16 protein-coding genes are annotated in these 18,966 nt (G+C 64.9%); 4 read left to right on the top strand and 12 right to left on the bottom strand.

What is annotated here, in order from left to right:
* Positions 1–4 precede the first annotated feature (4 nt).
* From gsiC to QCE48_RS23085, 5 genes are read right to left on the bottom strand one after another with little or no spacing between them, the layout of a single operon-like run.
* The gene (gene gsiC, locus QCE48_RS23105) at positions 5–925 is read right to left on the bottom strand and encodes a glutathione ABC transporter permease GsiC (RefSeq protein ID WP_309782430.1); all 921 of its coding nucleotides are present in this window, start codon (positions 923–925) and stop codon (positions 5–7) included.
* 55 nt (positions 926–980) lie between these two features.
* Complete coding sequence (gene gsiB / locus QCE48_RS23100) at positions 981–2,558, bottom strand: glutathione ABC transporter substrate-binding protein GsiB (RefSeq protein WP_309782429.1); 1,578 nt, start codon at positions 2,556–2,558, stop codon at positions 981–983.
* Positions 2,559–2,614: 56 nt separating this feature from the next.
* Positions 2,615–4,516, bottom strand: coding sequence for a dipeptide ABC transporter ATP-binding protein (locus QCE48_RS23095; RefSeq protein ID WP_309782427.1), 1,902 nt, complete (start codon positions 4,514–4,516; stop codon positions 2,615–2,617).
* 11 nt (positions 4,517–4,527) lie between these two features.
* Positions 4,528–5,502, bottom strand: a complete 975-nt coding sequence (locus QCE48_RS23090; protein ID WP_309782425.1) for an isoaspartyl peptidase/L-asparaginase — start codon at positions 5,500–5,502, stop codon at positions 4,528–4,530.
* Positions 5,499–6,434, bottom strand: coding sequence for a MurR/RpiR family transcriptional regulator (locus QCE48_RS23085; RefSeq protein WP_309782423.1), 936 nt, complete (start codon positions 6,432–6,434; stop codon positions 5,499–5,501). Before QCE48_RS23085 ends, QCE48_RS23090 begins: the two co-directional genes overlap by 4 nt.
* A 195-nt stretch (positions 6,435–6,629) precedes the next feature.
* Here QCE48_RS23085 and QCE48_RS23080 point away from each other — a divergent pair, with 195 nt between their 5' ends.
* Both QCE48_RS23080 and QCE48_RS23075 read left to right on the top strand, forming a co-directional pair.
* On the top strand, positions 6,630–7,895 hold the full coding sequence (locus QCE48_RS23080; RefSeq protein ID WP_309782421.1) for a mechanosensitive ion channel domain-containing protein: 1,266 nt from the start codon (positions 6,630–6,632) through the stop codon (positions 7,893–7,895).
* 179 nt (positions 7,896–8,074) lie between these two features.
* Positions 8,075–9,070 carry a LysR substrate-binding domain-containing protein gene (locus tag QCE48_RS23075; RefSeq protein WP_309782419.1) on the top strand — a complete coding sequence of 332 codons (996 nt, stop codon included), beginning with the start codon at positions 8,075–8,077 and terminating at the stop codon, positions 9,068–9,070.
* On the opposite strand, the gene QCE48_RS23070 is transcribed toward QCE48_RS23075, so the two are convergent.
* A complete protein-coding gene (locus QCE48_RS23070) occupies positions 9,071–9,367 on the bottom strand; it encodes a YciI-like protein (RefSeq protein WP_309782417.1) in 297 nt (98 codons plus the stop codon). It abuts the gene before it with no gap.
* A gap of 78 nt (positions 9,368–9,445) precedes the next feature.
* The gene (locus QCE48_RS23065; protein WP_309782415.1) at positions 9,446–9,934 is read right to left on the bottom strand and encodes a hypothetical protein; all 489 of its coding nucleotides are present in this window, start codon (positions 9,932–9,934) and stop codon (positions 9,446–9,448) included.
* Positions 9,935–10,138: 204 nt separating this feature from the next.
* Between QCE48_RS23065 and QCE48_RS23060 the strand changes: the two genes are divergently transcribed.
* A complete protein-coding gene (locus QCE48_RS23060; protein ID WP_309782414.1) occupies positions 10,139–10,393 on the top strand; it encodes a GlsB/YeaQ/YmgE family stress response membrane protein in 255 nt (84 codons plus the stop codon).
* Positions 10,394–10,481: 88 nt separating this feature from the next.
* Here QCE48_RS23060 and hutI read toward each other — a convergent pair whose 3' ends face one another.
* Positions 10,482–11,687 (bottom strand): imidazolonepropionase, encoded by a 1,206-nt coding sequence (gene hutI / locus QCE48_RS23055; protein ID WP_309782413.1) that lies wholly within the window; start codon positions 11,685–11,687, stop codon positions 10,482–10,484.
* A gap of 3 nt (positions 11,688–11,690) precedes the next feature.
* On the bottom strand, positions 11,691–13,391 hold the full coding sequence (gene hutU / locus QCE48_RS23050; protein ID WP_309782411.1) for a urocanate hydratase: 1,701 nt from the start codon (positions 13,389–13,391) through the stop codon (positions 11,691–11,693).
* Positions 13,392–13,652: 261 nt separating this feature from the next.
* Here hutU and QCE48_RS23045 point away from each other — a divergent pair, with 261 nt between their 5' ends.
* Positions 13,653–13,862 (top strand): hypothetical protein, encoded by a 210-nt coding sequence (locus tag QCE48_RS23045; RefSeq protein ID WP_309782410.1) that lies wholly within the window; start codon positions 13,653–13,655, stop codon positions 13,860–13,862.
* A gap of 21 nt (positions 13,863–13,883) precedes the next feature.
* On the opposite strand, the gene QCE48_RS23040 is transcribed toward QCE48_RS23045, so the two are convergent.
* The 3 genes from QCE48_RS23040 to QCE48_RS23030 form a co-directional block, all read right to left on the bottom strand.
* Complete coding sequence (locus tag QCE48_RS23040) at positions 13,884–16,853, bottom strand: EAL domain-containing protein (RefSeq protein WP_309782408.1); 2,970 nt, start codon at positions 16,851–16,853, stop codon at positions 13,884–13,886.
* 118 nt (positions 16,854–16,971) lie between these two features.
* The gene (locus tag QCE48_RS23035) at positions 16,972–17,751 is read right to left on the bottom strand and encodes an N-acyl amino acid synthase FeeM domain-containing protein (RefSeq protein ID WP_309782406.1); all 780 of its coding nucleotides are present in this window, start codon (positions 17,749–17,751) and stop codon (positions 16,972–16,974) included.
* 517 nt (positions 17,752–18,268) lie between these two features.
* Positions 18,269–18,691, bottom strand: coding sequence for a hypothetical protein (locus QCE48_RS23030; RefSeq protein ID WP_062633005.1), 423 nt, complete (start codon positions 18,689–18,691; stop codon positions 18,269–18,271).
* Between the last annotated feature and the right edge of the window lie 275 nt (positions 18,692–18,966).

The following is an 18,966-nucleotide window of genomic DNA, read 5'->3' as shown; positions in this document are numbered from 1 at the left end:
GGCCTCACTTGAAGCGGATGGTCGGATTGATCACGGCGTACAGCACGTCCACGATCAGGTTGATCACGATGAACTCCAGCGAAAACAGCAGCACCTCCGCCTGGATCACCGGATAGTCGCGCATCTCGACGGCATCGACGAGCAGGCGCCCGAGCCCCGGCCAGTTGAACACCTTCTCGACGACGATCGAGCCGCCGAGCAGAAAGCCGAACTGCAAGCCCATCATCGTGACGACGGGAATCATCGCGTTGCGCAGGCAATGCTTGATGATGACGACCGGTTCGTGCACGCCCTTCGCGCGCGCGGTACGCACGAAATCCTCGTTCATCACTTCGACGAACGACGCCCGCGTGAAGCGCGCCATCACCGCAGCGACGGCCGCGCCGAGCGTGATCGAAGGCAGGATATAGCTCTGCCACGAGCCGTCGCCAACAATCGGCAGCCAGCCGAGCTTCACCGAAAAGATCTCCATCAGCAGCATGCCGAGCGCGAACGCGGGAAACGAGATGCCCGACACCGCGAGCGTCATGCCGATTCGATCGGGCCACTGATTGCGCCACACCGCCGAGACGATGCCGATCGTCATGCCGAAGATCACCGCCCACACCATGCTCGCGAGGGTGAGCCAGAGCGTCGGCATGAAACGTTCAGCGATCTCGGTACTGACGGCGCGCTTGCTGCGCGTCGACGTGCCGAAGTCGAACTGCACGACCTTCTTGAAGAAGTTGACGAACTGCTGCGGCAGCGGCTTGTCGAGACCGAGGTCCGCGCGCACGAGCGCGACCGTCGCTTCGTCGGCTTCGGCGCCGGCGGCAAGACGCGCCGGATCGCCCGGCAGCATGTGCACGAACAGGAACACCAGCACCGCGACGATCAGGAGCGTCGGCAGCAATCCGAGCAGGCGTTTGGCGAGAAAGGTCAGCATGAGTCGGGTCGGTTTGGCCGGGCGTCATCGACACATGACGCCCGGCCATCGGCAGTTACTTGATGGCGATTTCGTCGAAGCTGAACGAGCCGTCGGGCATCACATACGCGCCCGAAAGGCGTTTGCTGCGCGCGTACACGACCTTCTCCGTGACGAGGAAGACCCACGGCGCATCGGCCCAGATGCGCTTTTGCGCATCGGCGTAGAGCGCGGATTTCTCGTTGCGGTCGGTCGTTGCGAGCGCCTTCGCCAGGTCGGAATCGACCGTTTCGTTCTTGTAGTACGCCGTGTTGGACAGCTTCGGCGGGAACGATGCGCTCGCGAGCAGCGGCGAGATGGCCCAGTCGGCTTCACCCGTCGACGACGACCAGCCGATGTAATACATGCGGATCGGCGCGGTGGCCGGGTCCGGCGCGCTCTCGACCTTCGCCACGCGCTGGCCCGCTTCGAGCGCCTGCACCGAAGCCTTCACGCCGACCTGCGCCAGCTGCTGCTGCACGAACTGGATGATCTTCTGCGCGGTCGAGTGGTTATAACCCGACCACAGTTCCGTTACGAAGCCGTTCGGATAGCCCGCTTCCTTCAGGAGTGCGCGCGCCTTCGCCGGATCGTATTTCCACGGCCCCGTCTTCACCGCGTAGTCGACGCCCTGCGGCACGACGCCTTCAGCCGGCATCGCATAGCCCGAGAACGCCACCTTCACGAGCGCTTCCTTGTTGATCGCGTAGTTCATCGCCTCGCGCACCTTCGGGTTGTCGAAGGGCTTCTGCAGCATGTTCATGCTGATGTAGCGCTGGATGATCGATGGCGCCGCGATCAGATCGACCTTCGGGCTCGACTTGAGCGCCGCCGCCTGCTCGAACGGCACCTGGAACGCGAAGTCCGCTTCGCCCGTCTGCATGAGCGCCGCGCGCGTGTTGTTGTCGACCACCGGCTTCCAGTCGATCATGTCGATCTTCGGATAGCCCTTCTTCCAGTAGCCCGCGAACTTCTTCACCTTCAGGTCGTCGGTCTGCTTCCATTCGACGAATTCGAACGGACCCGTACCGACCGGATGCATCGCGATGTCCTTGCCGTACTTCTTCAGCGCCTCGGGCGAGATCATCACCGCCGACGGATGCGCAAGCACGTTGATGAACGCCGAGAACGGAATCTTCAGCGTGATCCTCACCGTCTGCGGGTCGATCACCTCGGTCTTCTCGATCTTGTTGAAGAGGTTGTAGCGCTTGAGCTTGTTCGCCGGATCGGTCACGCGGTCGAAGACGGCCTTCACCGCCTCGGCGTTGAAGTCGGTGCCGTCATGGAACTTCACGCCGGTGCGCAGCTTGATCGTGTAGACCTTCGCATCGGGGCTCGCTTCGTAGCTCGTGGCAAGCACGTTGACGATCTTCATGTCCTTGTCGAAGCCGAACAGGCCCTGATAGAAGGACTTCGCCACCGCTTGCGACAGCGTGTCGTTCGCGTCGTAGGGATCGAGCGTCGTGAAGGTCGAGGCGACCGCCATCACCGCCGTGGTTTGGGCGTGAGCGGGCATCGCGGTGAGCGTCGTGAGGACGCAGGCGCTCGCGCTCGCGGCGACCAGCGCACGCAAGCGCAACAGCTTGAACTTCGGACCTGACTTCGAGAGCGACATCGTGGACTCCTTGGCTTGACGTTATGGTTCGCTGGAGGTGCACTGCAAGCTTGTTATCAATAAGCCCCGCCGACATGATGCTCGGCAACGTAATGATCCGGCGCGACCGCGACCAGCTTCGCGACGACGGGCTCGTCGCCGAGCTTGCGGATGGGGCTCGGAATCTCGTCGGCGGCGAGCATGCGTTTTGCGTGCCGGCGCGCGGGATCGGCGACGGGCACCGCGCTCATCAGCTTTCGCGTGTATGGATGACGCGGTGCTTCGAACACCGCCTGACGCGGACCGATCTCGACGATCTGTCCGAGATACATCACCGCGACGCGATGGCTGACGCGCTCGACCACCGCCATGTCGTGCGAGATGAAGAGATACGCGACACCGAGTTCGCGCTGCAAATCGAGCATCAGGTTGACGATCTGCGCCTGCACCGAGACATCGAGCGCGGACACGGATTCATCGGCGATCACGACCTTCGGGTTCAACGCGAGCGCGCGCGCAATCGCGATGCGCTGACGCTGGCCGCCCGAGAATTCATGCGGATAGCGCTGCGCCGCTTCCGCCGGCAAGCCGACCTTGTCCAGCAGCCACTCGACGCGCGCCTCGGCTTCCTTGCCCTTTGCGACGTTGTGCACGAGGAGCGGCTCCATGATCGAGAACCCGACCGTTAGACGCGGATTGAGCGACGCGAACGGGTCCTGGAAGATGAACTGGATATTGCGGCGCAACGCCTGCAACGCCGGACCGGCGAGCGTGCTGATGTCGCGTCCATCGAATTCGATCGAGCCGCTCTGGCTTTCCACGAGCTTGAGAAGCGAGCGGCCTGTCGTCGACTTTCCGCAGCCCGATTCGCCGACCAGCGCCAGCGTTTCGCCCGGACGCAGGTCGAAGCTCACGCGTTCGACCGCATGCACCGCGCCCGTCACGCGGCCAAAGAGACCGCTCTTGACCGGAAAGCGCGTGACGAGATCGCGCACGCGCAGGATCGGCGCGGCCGCGGTATCGACGGCCGGCTGATGCTGCGCTTCCACCGCCGCGGAAGGACGCAGCGCGCTCGCATCGTCGGGCGCGACGTCAGGCGCTTCCACTTCGACGATCGGAAACTTCGCGGGACGATCGGTGCCGTGCATCGCGCCCAGCCTCGGCACGGCGGCGAGCAGCGCCTTCGTGTACGGATGCTTCGGCGCGGCAAAGAGCGTGTCCGATGCGCCCTCCTCGACCTTCTCGCCGCGATACATCACGAGCACGCGGTCCGCGACTTCCGCCACCACGCCCATGTCGTGCGTGATGAAGATCACGCCCATGTTCATTTCGTCCTGCAGGCCGCGGATCAGTTGCAGGATCTGCGCCTGAATCGTGACGTCGAGCGCGGTGGTCGGTTCGTCGGCGATCAAAAGCGCGGGCTTGCACGAGAGCGCCATCGCGATCATCACGCGCTGGCGCATGCCGCCCGACAACTGATGCGGATAGCGCGCGAACACGCGCTTCGACTCGGGGATGCGCACGAGATCGAGCAGGTGCAGCGCTTCGGTGCGCGCCTCGCTGCGGCTCTTGTGCTGATGCAGCGCGATCGCTTCGGCGATCTGGTCGCCGACCGTGAACACCGGGTTCAGCGAGGTCATCGGCTCCTGGAAGATCATCGCGATGTCGGCGCCGCGAATCGAGCGCATCGTCGCGTTCGAGACGCTCGCGAGGTCGAGCATCTGATCGTTGCGCCGCCTGAACGCGATGCTGCCCGACGCGATCTTGCCGCCGCCATGTTCGACGAGCCGCATCAGCGCAAGCGATGTCACCGACTTGCCCGAACCCGACTCGCCGACGATAGCAAGCGTTTCGCCACGGTCCACGGTGAACGAAAGATGCTTCACCGCTTCGACGAGCTTCGCGCCCGCGCGAAATGTCACCGAGAGGTCGTTCACTTCGATCACGCGCGACGGCGGCAGCGTCTGGATGGCAGGCATCGTATGTTCCTTCAGCGATAGATCGCGGTCACGGGCGTTTCGCCCACGCGCGCGAATCCGCGGTACATGCCTTCCGTATTGAACGGCAGCGTCACGTTGCCCTTCGCATCGACGGCGATCAGGCCGCCGCGTCCCTCAATGCGCGGCAGCCGTTCCGTCACGACTTCGGCCGCCGCCTGTTCGAGCGTCGCGCCGCGATACTCCATGCGCGCCGACACGTCGTAGGCGGCCAGCATGCGCATGAACATCTCGCCGGTGCCGGTGGTCGAGACGGCGCAGGTCGCATCGTTCGCGTAGCAGCCCGCGCCGATCAGCGGCGCATCGCCGACGCGCCCCGGCTGCTTGTTGGTGATGCCGCCCGTCGAGGTCGCCGCCGCGACGTGGCCGTGCGCATCCAGTGCGACGGCGCCGACCGTGCCGAACTTCTTGTCGGGATCGATGGGTTCGTTCGGGCCTTCATCGCGGGCGTCCATCGAAGCCGCGTCGTGGTCGAGCATCGTGCCCTGCATGCCGCGCGCGTTAAGCCATTGCCGGTGCCGCGCTTCGGTATGAAAGTACGCTGGATCGACGAATTCGAGCCCCTGCGCCGCCGCAAACGCTTCCGCGCCCTCGCCCGTGAAGAGCACGTGTTCGCTCTTGTCGAGCACGCGGCGCGCGGCGAGCACGGGGTTTTTCACGCGCGTCACGCAGCACACGGCGCCGGCTTCGAGCGTCGCGCCGTCCATCACGGAGGCGTCGAGTTCGTGCGTGCCCGCCGACGTGAAAACGGCGCCGTGGCCCGCGTTGAAGAGCGGACAGTTCTCGAGCAGGCGCACCGCTTCGGTGACCGCGTCGAGTGCGCTGCCGCCATCGGCGAGAATGCGCTGCCCCGCTTCGAGGATGCCTTCCAGCGCGGCGTGATACGCCGACTCAGCTTCGATGCTCAACGCCGAACGCAGGATCGTGCCCGCGCCGCCGTGGATCGCGATGACGGCTTTTGAAGTCATGTCTTGGTGTCTTCGGTTTTAGGTGACGCCGGGATGTGCATCGCGGGCTTCACGAGCCACGGCAGCACGAATTCGGTCAGGCCCGAAGCCGCTTCGACGGAGCGCTTCGCCCGCTGCGCGACCGCGTCGCACAGCGCTTCGATGACGGCCAGCACCGCCGTGTCGCAATTCGCGGCGAGGCGCCGCTCGGTGCGGATCGTCAGCACGAGATCCGCGACCTGCGCGAGCGGCGACGCCGCGCCGTCGGTCAGCGCGACCACGCGCACGCCGTGGCCGGCGGCGAGACGCGCGAGTTCGATCGTATCGTCGACGTAGCGCGGGAAGGCAATCGCGATCAGCAAATCGCCCGGCGACGCGTTGAAGAGCCGCCGGGCCGCGTGCGACGGCCCGCCCATCAACGCAAGCGACTGCACGTTGGCGCAATACGGCGTGAGGCCATGCTCCATCAGCCCGGCGAGAAACGCGCTCGCGCCGTAGCCGAGCACGAAGACGCGCCGCGCCTCCAGAATCGCGTCGACCAGAGCCTCCGCGATGCCGCCGTCGATCGCCGCGCGCGTCATCTGCAAGTTGGACGCCGCCTGTTCGAGCGACGCATCGAACACCTGCGAGCCGCTCGCGGGCGACTCCAGCGCGGTGCGCAGCCGCTCGACCGGCGCGATGGTCGCCTCGAAGCCGCGCACGAGCGCCTCGCGAAATGCCGGATAGCCGTCGAAGCCGAGCGCGCGCGCGAAGCGGTTCGCCGTCGCCACCGACGCGCCCACGGCGCTCGCCAGTTCGTCGATGCGCATCGTCGCCGAGCGGAACAGGTTCGCCAGCACGAACGCGCCCATGCGCCGGTGAATCGGCGTAAGCGTGGGCATGGCGGAGGCGATGCGCACGGAGATCAACTCGTCGCCCGAAGGCGGCGCGAGGGTGGACGACGGACGGGCCATACGCGCAAGAGCGCCCTTGGGGAAAATGTAATGAAACTATGTTTACCCAAAACGCCCGCCAAAAAAAATTCATTTTCATCAACTGCGGGTTTCCGATGAGACGCTCTGCAGCAATGCGGCCCCGCACCGACGATGCGACGCCCGATGCACCCGCTTGATGCACAATACGGCTCGCCCTTTCACGACTTCGTCCGCATGAACCTCGACGTCCTCGCCGATCAGTTGCAGCAGCACCTTCCCACGCATCCCTGGGCGCAGTTCGCCGTCGGCCTGCTGGCGCTCGTCGCGGTCGCGCTGTTTGCGCAGTGGGTGGTCGCGCGGATCGTGCTGTATTTCGCGCACCGGCTGCTCGTGCTGGCGGGCCACGGCGCCTGGGACGAAGCGCTCGCGCGGCATCGCGCGTATCACCGGCTCTGGTACGCGGTGCCCTTCGCGACGGTCGCGCTCGGGATCGGCGAGGTGCCGCACATCGCGCAGGCGGCGGGCATCGCCGAGCGGCTCGCGCATGCGCTCGCGTGGGTCTGCGTGTTCTTCGCGGCGGGCAGCGCGCTCTCCGCGTGGCAGGACGTCTACGCGTCGAGCAAGGAAGCGAAGACGCGCTCGATCAAGGGCTACATCCAGATCGGCAAGCTGGCGCTCGCGCTCGTCTGCGTCGTGCTGGTGCTGTCGATCCTGATCGACCGCTCGCCGCTCTGGATGCTCTCCGGCTTGGGCGCGCTGTCGGCCGTGGTGCTGCTCGTTTTCAAGGACACGTTGCTGTCGCTCGTCGCGAGCACGCAGCTGACGTCGAACGACATGCTGCGCATCGGCGACTGGATCGAGATGCCGCAGTCGAACGCGGACGGCTTCGTAAAGGACATCGCGCTGCATACGGTCAAGGTGCAGAACTGGGACAACACGGTGACGACCGTGCCGACCTACAAGCTCTTCTCCGAAAGCTACCGCAATTACCGCCACATGTTCGAATCGGGCGGACGGCGGATCAAGCGCACCTTGCGCATCGACGCGACCTGCGTGCGTTTTCTTACCGAAGAGGAAACCGAGCGCCTCACGCGCTTTCGCTTCCTGCACGACTATCTGGCGGAGAAGAAGACCGAAGTCGAGCAGGCGAACCGCAACCTGGGCGAACTGGCGAGCGAGCCGGCGAACCGGCGGCGGCTCACCAACATCGGCACGTTTCGCGCGTATGGGCTGGCTTATTTGCAGCGGCATCCCGAGATCCGCCAGGACATGGCGATGATGGTGCGCATGATGGAACCGGAGTCGCAGGGCATTCCGGTCGAGGTGTACTGCTTTACCGCGACGACCGCGTGGACACAGTACGAACGCATTCAGGGCGACGTGTTCGATCATCTGCTGTCGATCCTGCCGGAGATGGGGCTGCGGCTCTATCAGGCGCCGTCGGGCGCGGACATGACCGGGCTGTCGGGGCGGCTTCGGGGCGAGATGCCGGTGCTCTGACGCGCGAACTCCCACGCACGAGCCTCCACAGAATCGGGCAATAATCCGCGATTTTTGGGTATTCACCCCGACGACGTGTCTGCTTACGATGTCATCATCGCCGGCCCTTCCCGCGAGAGCGCAAGCAAGAACCCACACCGCGCACGGGGCCCGCTCCCTCATCGTCAAAGGAAAACACCGTGCTCGATCGCATCCATGCAATGCGTGTGTTCACGCGCGTCGTCGATACGAACAGCTTTTCGCGCGCAGCCGAATCGCTCGCCATGCCGCGCGCGACCGTCTCCACCACCATCCAGCAACTGGAGGCGCTGGTCGGCGTGCAACTGCTCGCCCGCACGACGCGCCGCCTGAATCTCACCGTCGACGGCGCCGCGTACTACGAGCGCTGCGCGCAAATCCTCGCCGATATCGACGACCTCGAATCCGGCTTTCACGCGGGCGAAGACCGCCTGCGCGGCCGCCTGCGCGTCGAGATGCCGGATACGGTCGCGACGTCCATTGTCGTGCCCGCGCTGCCGGACTTTCACGCGCGCTATCCGCATATTGACCTGTCGATCGGCATCGGCAACCGCGCGGTCGATCTGGTCGGCGAAGGGGTCGATTGCAGCGTGCAACTCGGCGAGCTGCCCGATTCCGGCCTGATCGCGCGCCGGCTCGGCACGTTCGAGCACGTGACGTGCGCGAGCCCGGCCTATCTGGAGCGCCACAGCATGCCCGAAACGCTCGACGATCTGGCGCGCCATGTCGCCGTGAATTGCGTGTCGGAGAAGACCGGGCGGCCGTGCGATTTCGACTTCGAAGTCGACGGCAAGGCGCTGACGGTCAAGATGCCGGGATTCGTCCAGGTGGCGGACGAACACGCGTATCTCGCGTGCGGGATCGAAGGGCTCGGGCTCATCCAGCCAGCGCGGATCGCGGCGCTCCCGTACCTGCGCTCGGGTCAGTTGCGCGAAGTGCTGCCGGCGTGGCGGTCGATGCCGATGAACGTCTCGGTCGCGTTTCTCAAGAGCCGGCAGGCGACGCCGCGCGTGTCTGTCTTCGTCGACTGGCTCGCGGATCTGTTCGAGCGTTCGCAGCAGGTCGACGACGCCATGAGCCGGATCTTTCGCACGGCGGGTCGAGGTCGTGCGCCGCGCAAGGAAAACGCGCAGCCAGCAACCGCCGACGAAGGCTGATCAGCGCACCGGCGTCGCGGCCGAATTGCCGACGACCGTATTCCACTTGCGCACCTGCCAGTGCGTGACGAGCCCGTTGATCACATACGGATCGTTGCGCGCGAATTCCTCGGCGGCCTGCGGAGAATCGATGTGAAAAAGCAGCATCGCGCGATCGACGGGCTCGTCGAGCGCGCCCGCCAGCACGATTTCCCCGCGCTCGACGGCGGCCCACGCGAGCGTCAGGTGATCGTCGCGAAACTGCACGCGGCGCTCCATGTAGTCGGAGCAAAGGTCATAGGTGAGAACGTAGTGCATGGCGCGTCTCCTTGGAACAAGAGCCGATTATCGTGGCGCTCGCCGCTTTTCAGCAAGGCGGCCGGCACGCGCCCGCGCTCAACCCGGCTTCTGGAACTCGTTCGCGGCCCAGGCCTCGGCGCTCGCCTTCGTGAGCTTGAATCCCGCCGACACGCGCACCTGCGCGAGCTGTGCGCCGAACGCATCGAACGCCTTCAGGTCGGCGTAGGGATCGTCCTCGTCCGGAACGATGTCGAGCGTCACGGTCACGTCGTCACCTTGCACGCTCACTGTGACATTCTTGTGCAGCATCGCGTGACGCTGCTGTTCGTGCCGGCGCCGCACCTCCGACGCCGTCTTCACCAGCGTGCGGAACGCCGCCGCATCGAGCGGCTTCGGGTTCTTCTTGTCGCGGCCCATCGTCCACGGGCCGACGAGCGCGGGCTCCGCCTCACCGTCGCGGATCATCTCGACGGCCCAGCCGTCGTCGTCCTCGTTCTTGATGACGCGCGCGGTCCAGCCGTCGTCGCGCCACAGGCGGTCTTCGTGGATGGCGTCGTCGGTCTGGTGGAGTTCTGAATCGGTCATGGCGGTGATCGTTGTTGCATTCGGGACGCGATTTTAACCCGCCGGCCGGCCGAGCCACGCCATCGCGCCCGTGCCCGGCCAAACGGCCGAGGGACCGGGCACGAAGCGTGCCTCTGCCGTCATACCCAAATCCGGGTTGCCGTGCTAATTTGCACATACCGGGCGATGCCCGGCCGCAGCCAAACTCTGCCAGGGAGCAAACGCATGCTTGCATTCATCGGGACTTTGATCGTCGGCTTGATCGTGGGACTGATCGCGCGCGCGATCAAACCGGGCAACGACAGCATGGGCTGGATCTTGACCATCGTGCTCGGCATCGCCGGATCGCTGATCGCGGGCTACGTCGGCCGCGCGATGGGCTGGTATCAGCCGGGGCAGCCGGCGGGCTGGATCGCCTCGGTCATCGGCGCGATCATTCTGCTCGTGCTGTGGGGCCTGTTTACGAAACGACGCGCCTGATCGTTCGCGAAACCGGCACGCGATAGAAAAAACCCCGCTCGATTTTCATCCGGGCGGGGTTCTTTTTTAGCTCATGCGGTCCGCCAGTTCAGACGCTCACCTCGATTCCATGCCGCACCACGCGTTTGGGCAGATCGCCGCCGAGCCAGTACGCCAGTTCCGCCGGCCGGCCGATCTGCCAGGCGACGAAATCCGCCGTCTTGCCCGCTTCGAGCGATCCGTGCGTCTCCTGCAAGCCGAGCGCCCGCGCCGCGTGGATCGTCACGCCCGCGAGCGTTTCCTCGGGCGTCATCCGAAAGAGCGTGCAGCCCATGTTCAGCATCAGCCGCACCGAGAGCGCCGGCGACGTGCCGGGGTTCAGGTCGCTCGCGAGCGCGATCGGCACGCCGTGGCGGCGCAGCGCGTCGATCGGCGGCAACTGCGTCTCGCGCAGCATGTAGAACGCGCCCGGCAGCAGCACGGCGACAGTGCCCGAGCGCGCCATCGCGATTGCGTCGTCCTCGGTCATGAATTCGAGATGATCCGCCGATAGCGCCTCGTAGCGCGCCGCGAGACTCGAACCGTGCAGCGACGACAACTGTTCGGCGTGCAGCTTCACCGGCAACCGGAGTTCGCGCGCGGTCCGGAACACGCGCTCCACTTGCGCCGGCGAAAACGCGAGATGCTCGCAAAAGGCATCGACGGCATCGACGAGACCTTCCGCGGCCAGCGCCGGCAGCATCCGCGCGCAGACGGCGTCGATGTAGTCGTCCGGACAATTCGCGTATTCCGGCGGCAGCGCGTGCGCGGCGAGACAGGTCGTGCGCACGGTCAGCGGCAGTTCCGCGCCGAGGCGGCGCGCCACCCGCAGCATCTTGCGCTCGTTCGCGAGATCGAGGCCGTAGCCCGATTTCACTTCGATCGTCGTCACGCCTTCGCGCAGGAAACCGCTCGCGCGGCGCTTCGCGCTCGCGAAAAGCGCGTCCTCGCTCGCCTCGCGCGTCGCGCGCACGGTGCTCGCGATGCCGCCGCCCTCCGCCGCGATCTGCGCATAGCTCACGCCTTGCAGACGCTTTTCGAATTCGCTGCTGCGATCGCCGCCGAAGACGAGATGCGTATGGCAATCGACGAAACCGGGCGTGACCCACGCGCCGTCCAGATCGACGACTTCGCAGGCGCCGTGCGCGGGCAGCGACGCGCGCGGCCCGATCCACTCGATGCGCGCGCCATCCGTGATGATCGCCGCGTCCTCGATGATCGAGTACGCGCCGCCTTTCATCGTCGCCGCGTGACAGGTTTGCCAGAGTCGTTTCATCGCTTACTTCTTCGGCACGGCGCCTTCGATCATCGGCAGATCGAGGCCCTTTTCGCGCGCGCATTCGATCGCGTCGTCGTAGCCTGCATCGGCGTGGCGCATGACGCCCGTCGCCGGGTCGTTGTGCAGCACACGGGCGATGCGCGCGGCGGCTTCGTCGGTGCCATCGCAGACGATCACGACGCCCGCGTGCTGCGAAAAGCCCATGCCGACGCCGCCGCCGTGATGGATCGACACCCACGTCGCGCCGCTCGCGGTGTTCAGGAGCGCATTGAGCAGCGGCCAGTCGGAGACGGCGTCCGAGCCGTCCTGCATCGATTCGGTTTCGCGATTCGGGCTCGCGACCGAGCCGGAATCGAGGTGATCGCGGCCAATCACGACCGGCGCCGACAGTTCGCCCGAGCGCACCATCTCGTTGAACGCGAGGCCGAGTTTCGCGCGCTGCCCGAGGCCGACCCAGCAGATCCGCGCGGGCAGCCCCTGGAAGCTGATGCGCTCGCGCGCCATGTCGAGCCAGCGGTGCAGGTGTTCGTCGTCGGGAATCAGTTCCTTGACCTTCGCGTCGGTCTTGTAGATGTCTTGCGGATCGCCGGAAAGCGCCGCCCAGCGGAACGGCCCGACGCCACGGCAAAAGAGCGGCCGGATATACGCCGGCACGAAGCCCGGGAAATCGAACGCGTTCGCAACGCCTTCGTCCTTCGCCATCTGACGGATGTTGTTGCCGTAGTCGAAGGTCGGGATGCCCTGCTGCTGGAACGCGAGCATCGCGCGGACATGCTCCGCCATCGACTGCTTCGCCGCCTTCACCGTGCCCGCCGCGTCGCTCTGCGCGCGGTCGCGGTATTGCGCCCAGGTCCAGCCCTTCGGCAGATAGCCGTTCAGCGGATCGTGCGCGCTCGTCTGGTCGGTGACCATGTCCGGGCGCACGCCGCGCCGCACGAGTTCGGGCAGCACGTCGGCGGCGTTCGCACACAGCGCGACCGACATCGCGCGGCCCTCGGACGTGTAGCGCTCGATGCGGGCGAGCGCGTCGTCGAGATCGGTCGCCTGTTCGTCGACGTAGCGCGTCTTCAGGCGGAAGTCGATACGGCTCTGCTGGCATTCGATGTTGAGCGAACAGGCGCCCGCGAGCGTCGCCGCGAGCGGCTGCGCGCCGCCCATGCCGCCGAGGCCCGCGGTCAGCACCCAGCGGCCCTTCAGGTCGCCGCCATAGTGCTGGCGCCCGGCTTCGACGAACGTCTCGTAGGTGCCCTGCACGATTCCCTGGCTGCCGATGTAGATCCAGCTTCCGGCCGTCATCTGGCCGTACATCGCGAGGCCCTTCGCGTCGAGTTCGTTGAAGTGCTCCCAGGTGCCCCAGTGCGGCACGAGGTTCGAATTCGCGATCAGCACGCGCGGCGCATTCTCGTGCGTCTTGAACACGCCGACCGGCTTGCCCGACTGCACGAGCAGCGTCTCGTCGGCTCCGAGGCGCTTGAGCGTCTCGACGATCTTGTCGAAGCACGCCCAGTCGCGCGCCGCCCGGCCGATCCCGCCGTAAACCACCAGTTCCTTCGGATTCTCGGCCACTTCGGGATCGAGATTGTTCATCAGCATGCGCAGCGGCGCTTCGGTCAGCCAGCTCTTGGCGTTGAGCGTCGTGCCGCGCGGCGCGCGGATCTCGACATCGCGAAAACGGGAAGACTGCCGGGAAGATGGGTCCACGAGAACTCCTGCGCTTTGAGGGTGGGACGATCCGCCTGCATTCAGACAGATCCGATAAGGCAGATGGTCTTGTATATACAACTTCGGTTGTATTAGGGAATTCCCTTGGTCTTTCGCGCCGGGCTTACGCAAGCAAGCACCATAGCTTGTATAGACAGCCAAAACAGCGTGCGGGCGATGCGAGCGAACGCCGCATCGAATAATTTTCCGGAATTTTCTCCGGTTATGGTGGGCGCAACTTCATTCGATCCAGCCCGCGCCATGAGCACACTCGAAGCCCTCCACGCTATCGTCAACGACGAAGCCGCGCCGCAAATCATCCGCGACCATGTCGTCGATTCGCTGCAGTTCGCGCTGCGCAATTACCCGGGCTATTTCACGACGAAGGAAGTGCAGTGGCTCGCCGAGTGGAACGACACACGTATTCCGATTGCGGCCACGAAGGTGCTGGCCGAGTTGAAGACGGCCTGAGCGGCCGCCGGAAGCAAAAGCTCAGTGGCGCGAGGCGACCCGCGCGCGCCACTCGTAGCCGTAGGACATCGCCTGTTCGGGTTCCGACAGGCATTCGATGAAATTCACGACTTCCGCATCCCGCACGAAGCTCGCCGCCGACGACGCCGCGAGAATCGCCGCGCTTTCCTGCGGCTTCGCGATCAGATAACCCTGCACATAGTCCACGCCGATTTCCTGCAACGCGCGCAGCGTATCGGCGTCCTCGACCCATTCCGCCACGCTGCGCATGCCGAGATTGCGCGCGAGCGCCACGATCGCCTCGACGATCGCGATGTCGGCCGGATGCGCGCACATCGTGCGGACGAACTCGCCGTCGATCTTAAGCGCGTCGGCGGATAGCGCCTTCAGGTATTTGAACGACGTGTAGCCCGCGCCGAAGTCGTCGAGCGCGATCTTGCCGCCCATGTCGTGGACACGCGAAATGAAACGCTGTGTGTTCTCCAGATCGTGCAGCGCGACGCTTTCCGTGATTTCGAGGCACAGGTAATGGACGATCGACCGGTGCTGCGCGAAGAGCGCGAAGATGTCTTCCATGAACTGCTCGTCGTTGAGCGACCCGCCCGACAGATTCACGCAGATGAACTGCGTGTTCGGCAGCATGTGCTGATGCTTTTCGATCCACGTGAGCAGCGTCGTCATGACCCAGCGGTCGATCGCCGCGATATTGCCCGACTCCTCCGCCGCGACGATCACCTTGCCCGCGGGCAGCGTCGTGCCGTCGGGGGCACGCATGCGCAGGAGCACCTCGAAGTTGAGCGACTCGGTCGGCGCCGAGAGCGACATGATCGGCTGCATCACGAGGAAAAGGCCGGCCGGCAGCCGGTTGCGTCCGAGCGTCTCGACGAGCCGCAGTTCTTCCGCGCGCTCCTCGAACGCGGCCGCGCCCTTGCGGTACGTGACGAGGCGCGTGTGCGCGACCTTCTTCGCCTCGCGGCACGCGCGGTCGGCGTTCGACACCGCGTCCTGCACGCGCACGCCGCGCGAACACTCGACGAGCCCGATCGACGCCTTCACCTGGAACGCGCGATTGCCGACCTGATACGGCGCGTCGGAGAGCACGGAAATCAGTTCGTGACATTGCGCGATGGCGTCGTCGATGGAGGTGTCGCTCATCACGCAGACGAACTCGTCCCCGCCGATGCGCCCGAGCGGATATTCGCGCTCGAAATGCGCGCGCATGCGGGAAGCGACCTGCTTCAGCACTTCGTCGCCGGCGCGGTGGCCGAACAGGTCGTTCACGAGCTTGAAGCGGTCGAGGTCGACGTAGGCGAGCGCCCAGGGCAGCGCTTCGTCGCTTTCCACCGCGATCGCCTTTTCCACGCCGCGGCGGTTGAGCGAGCCCGTCAGCGGATCGTGCTCCGCCAGAAAGCGCAGGCGCTCGATGGCTTTCGAGCGCTCGGTGACGTCCTGCAACGACCCTTCGACCCAGCCGTTCGATTCGATCGCCTTCAGCAGATAGCGCCGCTCGCCCGTGCCGCGCGCGGCGGCGCCGCCCATTTCCAGCTCGCCGTCGCTGCCCTTCGACGCCAGCGCCTGCAGCGCGCCCCAGGCGCCCGCTTCGAAATAATCGTTCCAGTGACGCGCCTTGTATTCGGCCTTGTGCAGATCGAGCATCGCGCGCAACGCCGGGTTCGCGCGCACGAAATGACCGTCGGAATCGAGCGTGAAAAGGCCGATCGGCGTGACTTCGTAGGTGTTGCGCAGTTCCGTCTGCGCCTGCCGGCGGTGCTCGCGCTCGGCGCGCATCTGCTCGGCGATCGCGAACGCCGCCATCATGCTCGACGAAAGCGCCGCCGTCACCGTGTTGACGCCGCCGAACAGCAGCTTCAGCCCGAAGGCCGCGCCGAGCACTTCGGAAAACGTGGCGAAGAGCACGATCGCGAGCGATGCGACATACCACATCACCGTGCGCGAGCGGGCGAGCCAGACGAGCCGCGCGAGCAGGAAGATCAGCACGCTCATCCCGAAGCCGCCCAGCACCCACAGCGCCGGAATGAAGCGCGAATACGGCAGCACGACCGACAACGCCAACAGCACCAGTCCGACGTACTGTCCGGCGCGCAGGAGCCATCGGTAGCCGATTGCGCGCAATTCGCGCCGGAACAGTTGACTGAAGAGCGCGCCCGTCAGCAGGTAGTACGCGGCGAACGTGACTTGCCGCAGCACCGGAATCCAGTCGGGCGGAATCACGCGGTCGAGCCATTGCGTGTCCCAGCCCATCGCGTTCGCACACAGCCGCAGATTGCCGACGAGCCACACCGCGAAAATCACATAGGTCCACTCGCGATTGATGATCGCCGTGACGAAGACGAACACGGCGAGCGTGAGCAGCCCGCCGCCGATCAGACCCGCGCTTTCCTGGAAATCGAGCGAGGAATTGCGCAGGCCCAGCGCATCCCACGCCTGCACGCTCAACTGCGCGGGGCCCGAGAACGTGCCGCTGCACACAATCGGCACCGGTTGCGCCAGATGACCGAGATAGACGGAGAAGCCGGCCTTGACGGCGCGCATCTCGCCCGTGACCGACTCGCGGTCGGCGGTGCCGAGCGACTGCATCGTCGCGGCGATCCAGCATGAGAGGGTTTGCGCATGCCGCGACGGAAATTCGATGAGCGTCGGGTGGATCGACGCCGACGCCGGCACGGTGAACGTGAACCAGACGGGCGTCTCGGAAAGTTGCGTGCTGTAGCGCGCCGTTGTGGGCGCGTCGCGCAGACGGGCGAGCGCGGCTGCGGGCGTGACGGCGGCACCGCGCTCGTCGATGACGTGCAGCGGCAGCGTCACCGCGCCGGCGGATTGAAACTGATGCGGCAACAGCAAAAGCGTGGCGATTGTGCCGGCCGCAATCAAAAAGGGAACGATATATACGGAAAAAATATAAAGCGCGCGGTCGAGCCACGACCCCGTGTGCCGGTATTTCGAAAGCGAAAATAACGTAACCGACGCCATGCTGGAAAATCCCCGTGGTGCACGACACGTGCCGCGCGGACGACGGCGGGGCCGAAAATGCCTGCCCGCCATCGCCAAATCTGTTACCCGGGCCGTCGGGCAGCCCGGTTATTGTTGGTTACCGGCCATAAGCAACTTGCTGTGAGGCCTCCGGGCATCGTACCGTTTCCCGCTCGAAAGATAAATCGGCCGTCCGCAAATCGATATCCGGATGGTTCGTCTGGAACACGAACTGGAATAACGGATGTCCCGCTTCCTCCCAGCGCTGCCGGGCGACGCCGACTTCCCCCGCCAGCACACGATGCGGCAAACCGCCGACATGCGCCATGGGAATGAATTGTTTATCGCCGAAAACGTCTTCAAAAAGCATCGCTTCATATTCCCTGTCGATGGGCGAGCGCGCCGTAATTACCATCCAGTCGATGTTCTGTTGCTCGCAATATAAAAACAAAGCCTTGAAAAGCATCATTTTCACCACGCGACCCACCGAGCCGCCCGCAACCCCGAGGCGGGTCGCTTCCGCGAGCCGGCCGTTCAATCGCTCCGGCAACTGCACGGAATGCTGCACGCCGAGCGGCTCGAATTCGTTGGTCTGAATCCGCATTGTGCCGAGCGGCGCACCGTCGAGCTTCGATTGCGCGAGCAGAATGGCCGTGCCCGGCGCGCGATCGCAGTCCTCGACGGACATCGTCTCGGCAAATTCCGGCAGATGCCGCCCATACGCGGAGCGCCGGATATTCACCGCTTTCTGCAGGTCGCGTTCGTTCGAGACGATACGGATAGTAAACGGCATCCGTTCGGGTTTCTGGAGGGCGCGGAGCGCAAAAAGCTCGGGACGAGCGGCATTTTCTTCACGGCTGATTTCGGCGGCTGCATTAGCAAGGCTGAGACGTTCCATTTGTAACCCCATTTTGTTGGCATTTAGGAAGGTGCCGGCCCGAGTCAGGAGAAAAGGTGGCGCCCAAGCGCGGCGGAAAGAGCGTCTCATGACTCGTTATTTCGGCGTGAGCGGTGGCAAATGTTTCTGGACAAAATCCGGGGTAAACACATGGAGAATTCGCTCTAGTTGCCGATAGCGGCACCTCGTCCCCGATATTGAGCAATGGCGAAAATTTCCGGCGGTAATCAGAGCGGGAGCAGGCTCGACGACAACTGCGAATTTCACGAATTACCGGCTCGCAAGGGGGTAAAAAGGTTATCGGCGCACGAAATGGAAATTAAAATTCGAAATCCGTTCGTCTAAATAGAAAAGCAAACGATTGCGCTATCGCCCGCAAAGAAAATGATTCGCGGATATCCGTAACGGTGCATACGCGAAAGGTGAGGATTTACGGGAGGAATACGGAAGAAAAATGCGAAAAATAAAAAACGGCTCCGCGAAGGGAGCCGTTCAGTGTGCACAAAGTGGGACGGAGTCAGTCTTCGTCGTCGAGCCAGGGAATATCGACGTCGGTGATGAACGCGACCATCGCGAGCGGCCGCCCTTCCTGGCGCCCGATCTTGCCATCCGCGCGCTGCCACTCGCAGCGGAAGATCGTCGCCGGCGTGTCGGCCAACAAGGTAATGGTGCGCACTTCGTCCGGATCGGTGTCCTCGACCGGGCCGTCGAGCGATATCAGCAGTTGCTGCGGCCACATGCCGTCGACCGGATCGTAGATCTTGTCGCCGTCGTGAATCACGACGAACGCTTCCACGCCGATCGTCGACGATGCCTCGACGATCATCTTGCCGAGTGCGCGCAGCACCGCGGTCGCGCGCGCCGAGTTGGCCTGCCGGATGGCGAGGTCGCCGCGCGTGAGCGCCTGTTCGAGTTTCGGATTGGTTTTTTGTTGCGCCATCGAATCGCCTCGCTCTCTTGTATTGTCCGTTCGACGGGCCTCGCCCGTCTTGGTTGCAGGCGCGATCCTACCATTTGCCCTCTCAAAGATAGGATGCGCGCCACGCCGGGGCAATTTTTTGTGCGTGCCGGCCTCGCCCGTTCAGCGGGACGAAAACCCGCGACGGGCACCGCGCGCTCAAGTCCGCGCCCGTCCGACCGATAACGTGTGTATCGATATCTCCGGATCAGGCTGGGCTCGCGCCGCACGCGCCGGGCCATGCGGCCATTCATCAT

Source organism: Caballeronia sp. LZ024 (assembly GCF_031451455.1).
Taxonomy (GTDB): Bacteria; Pseudomonadota; Gammaproteobacteria; order Burkholderiales; family Burkholderiaceae; genus Caballeronia; species Caballeronia telluris.
The sequence above is the reverse complement of the archived record's forward strand: the minus strand, read 5'-3'. Positions and strand labels throughout refer to the sequence as shown.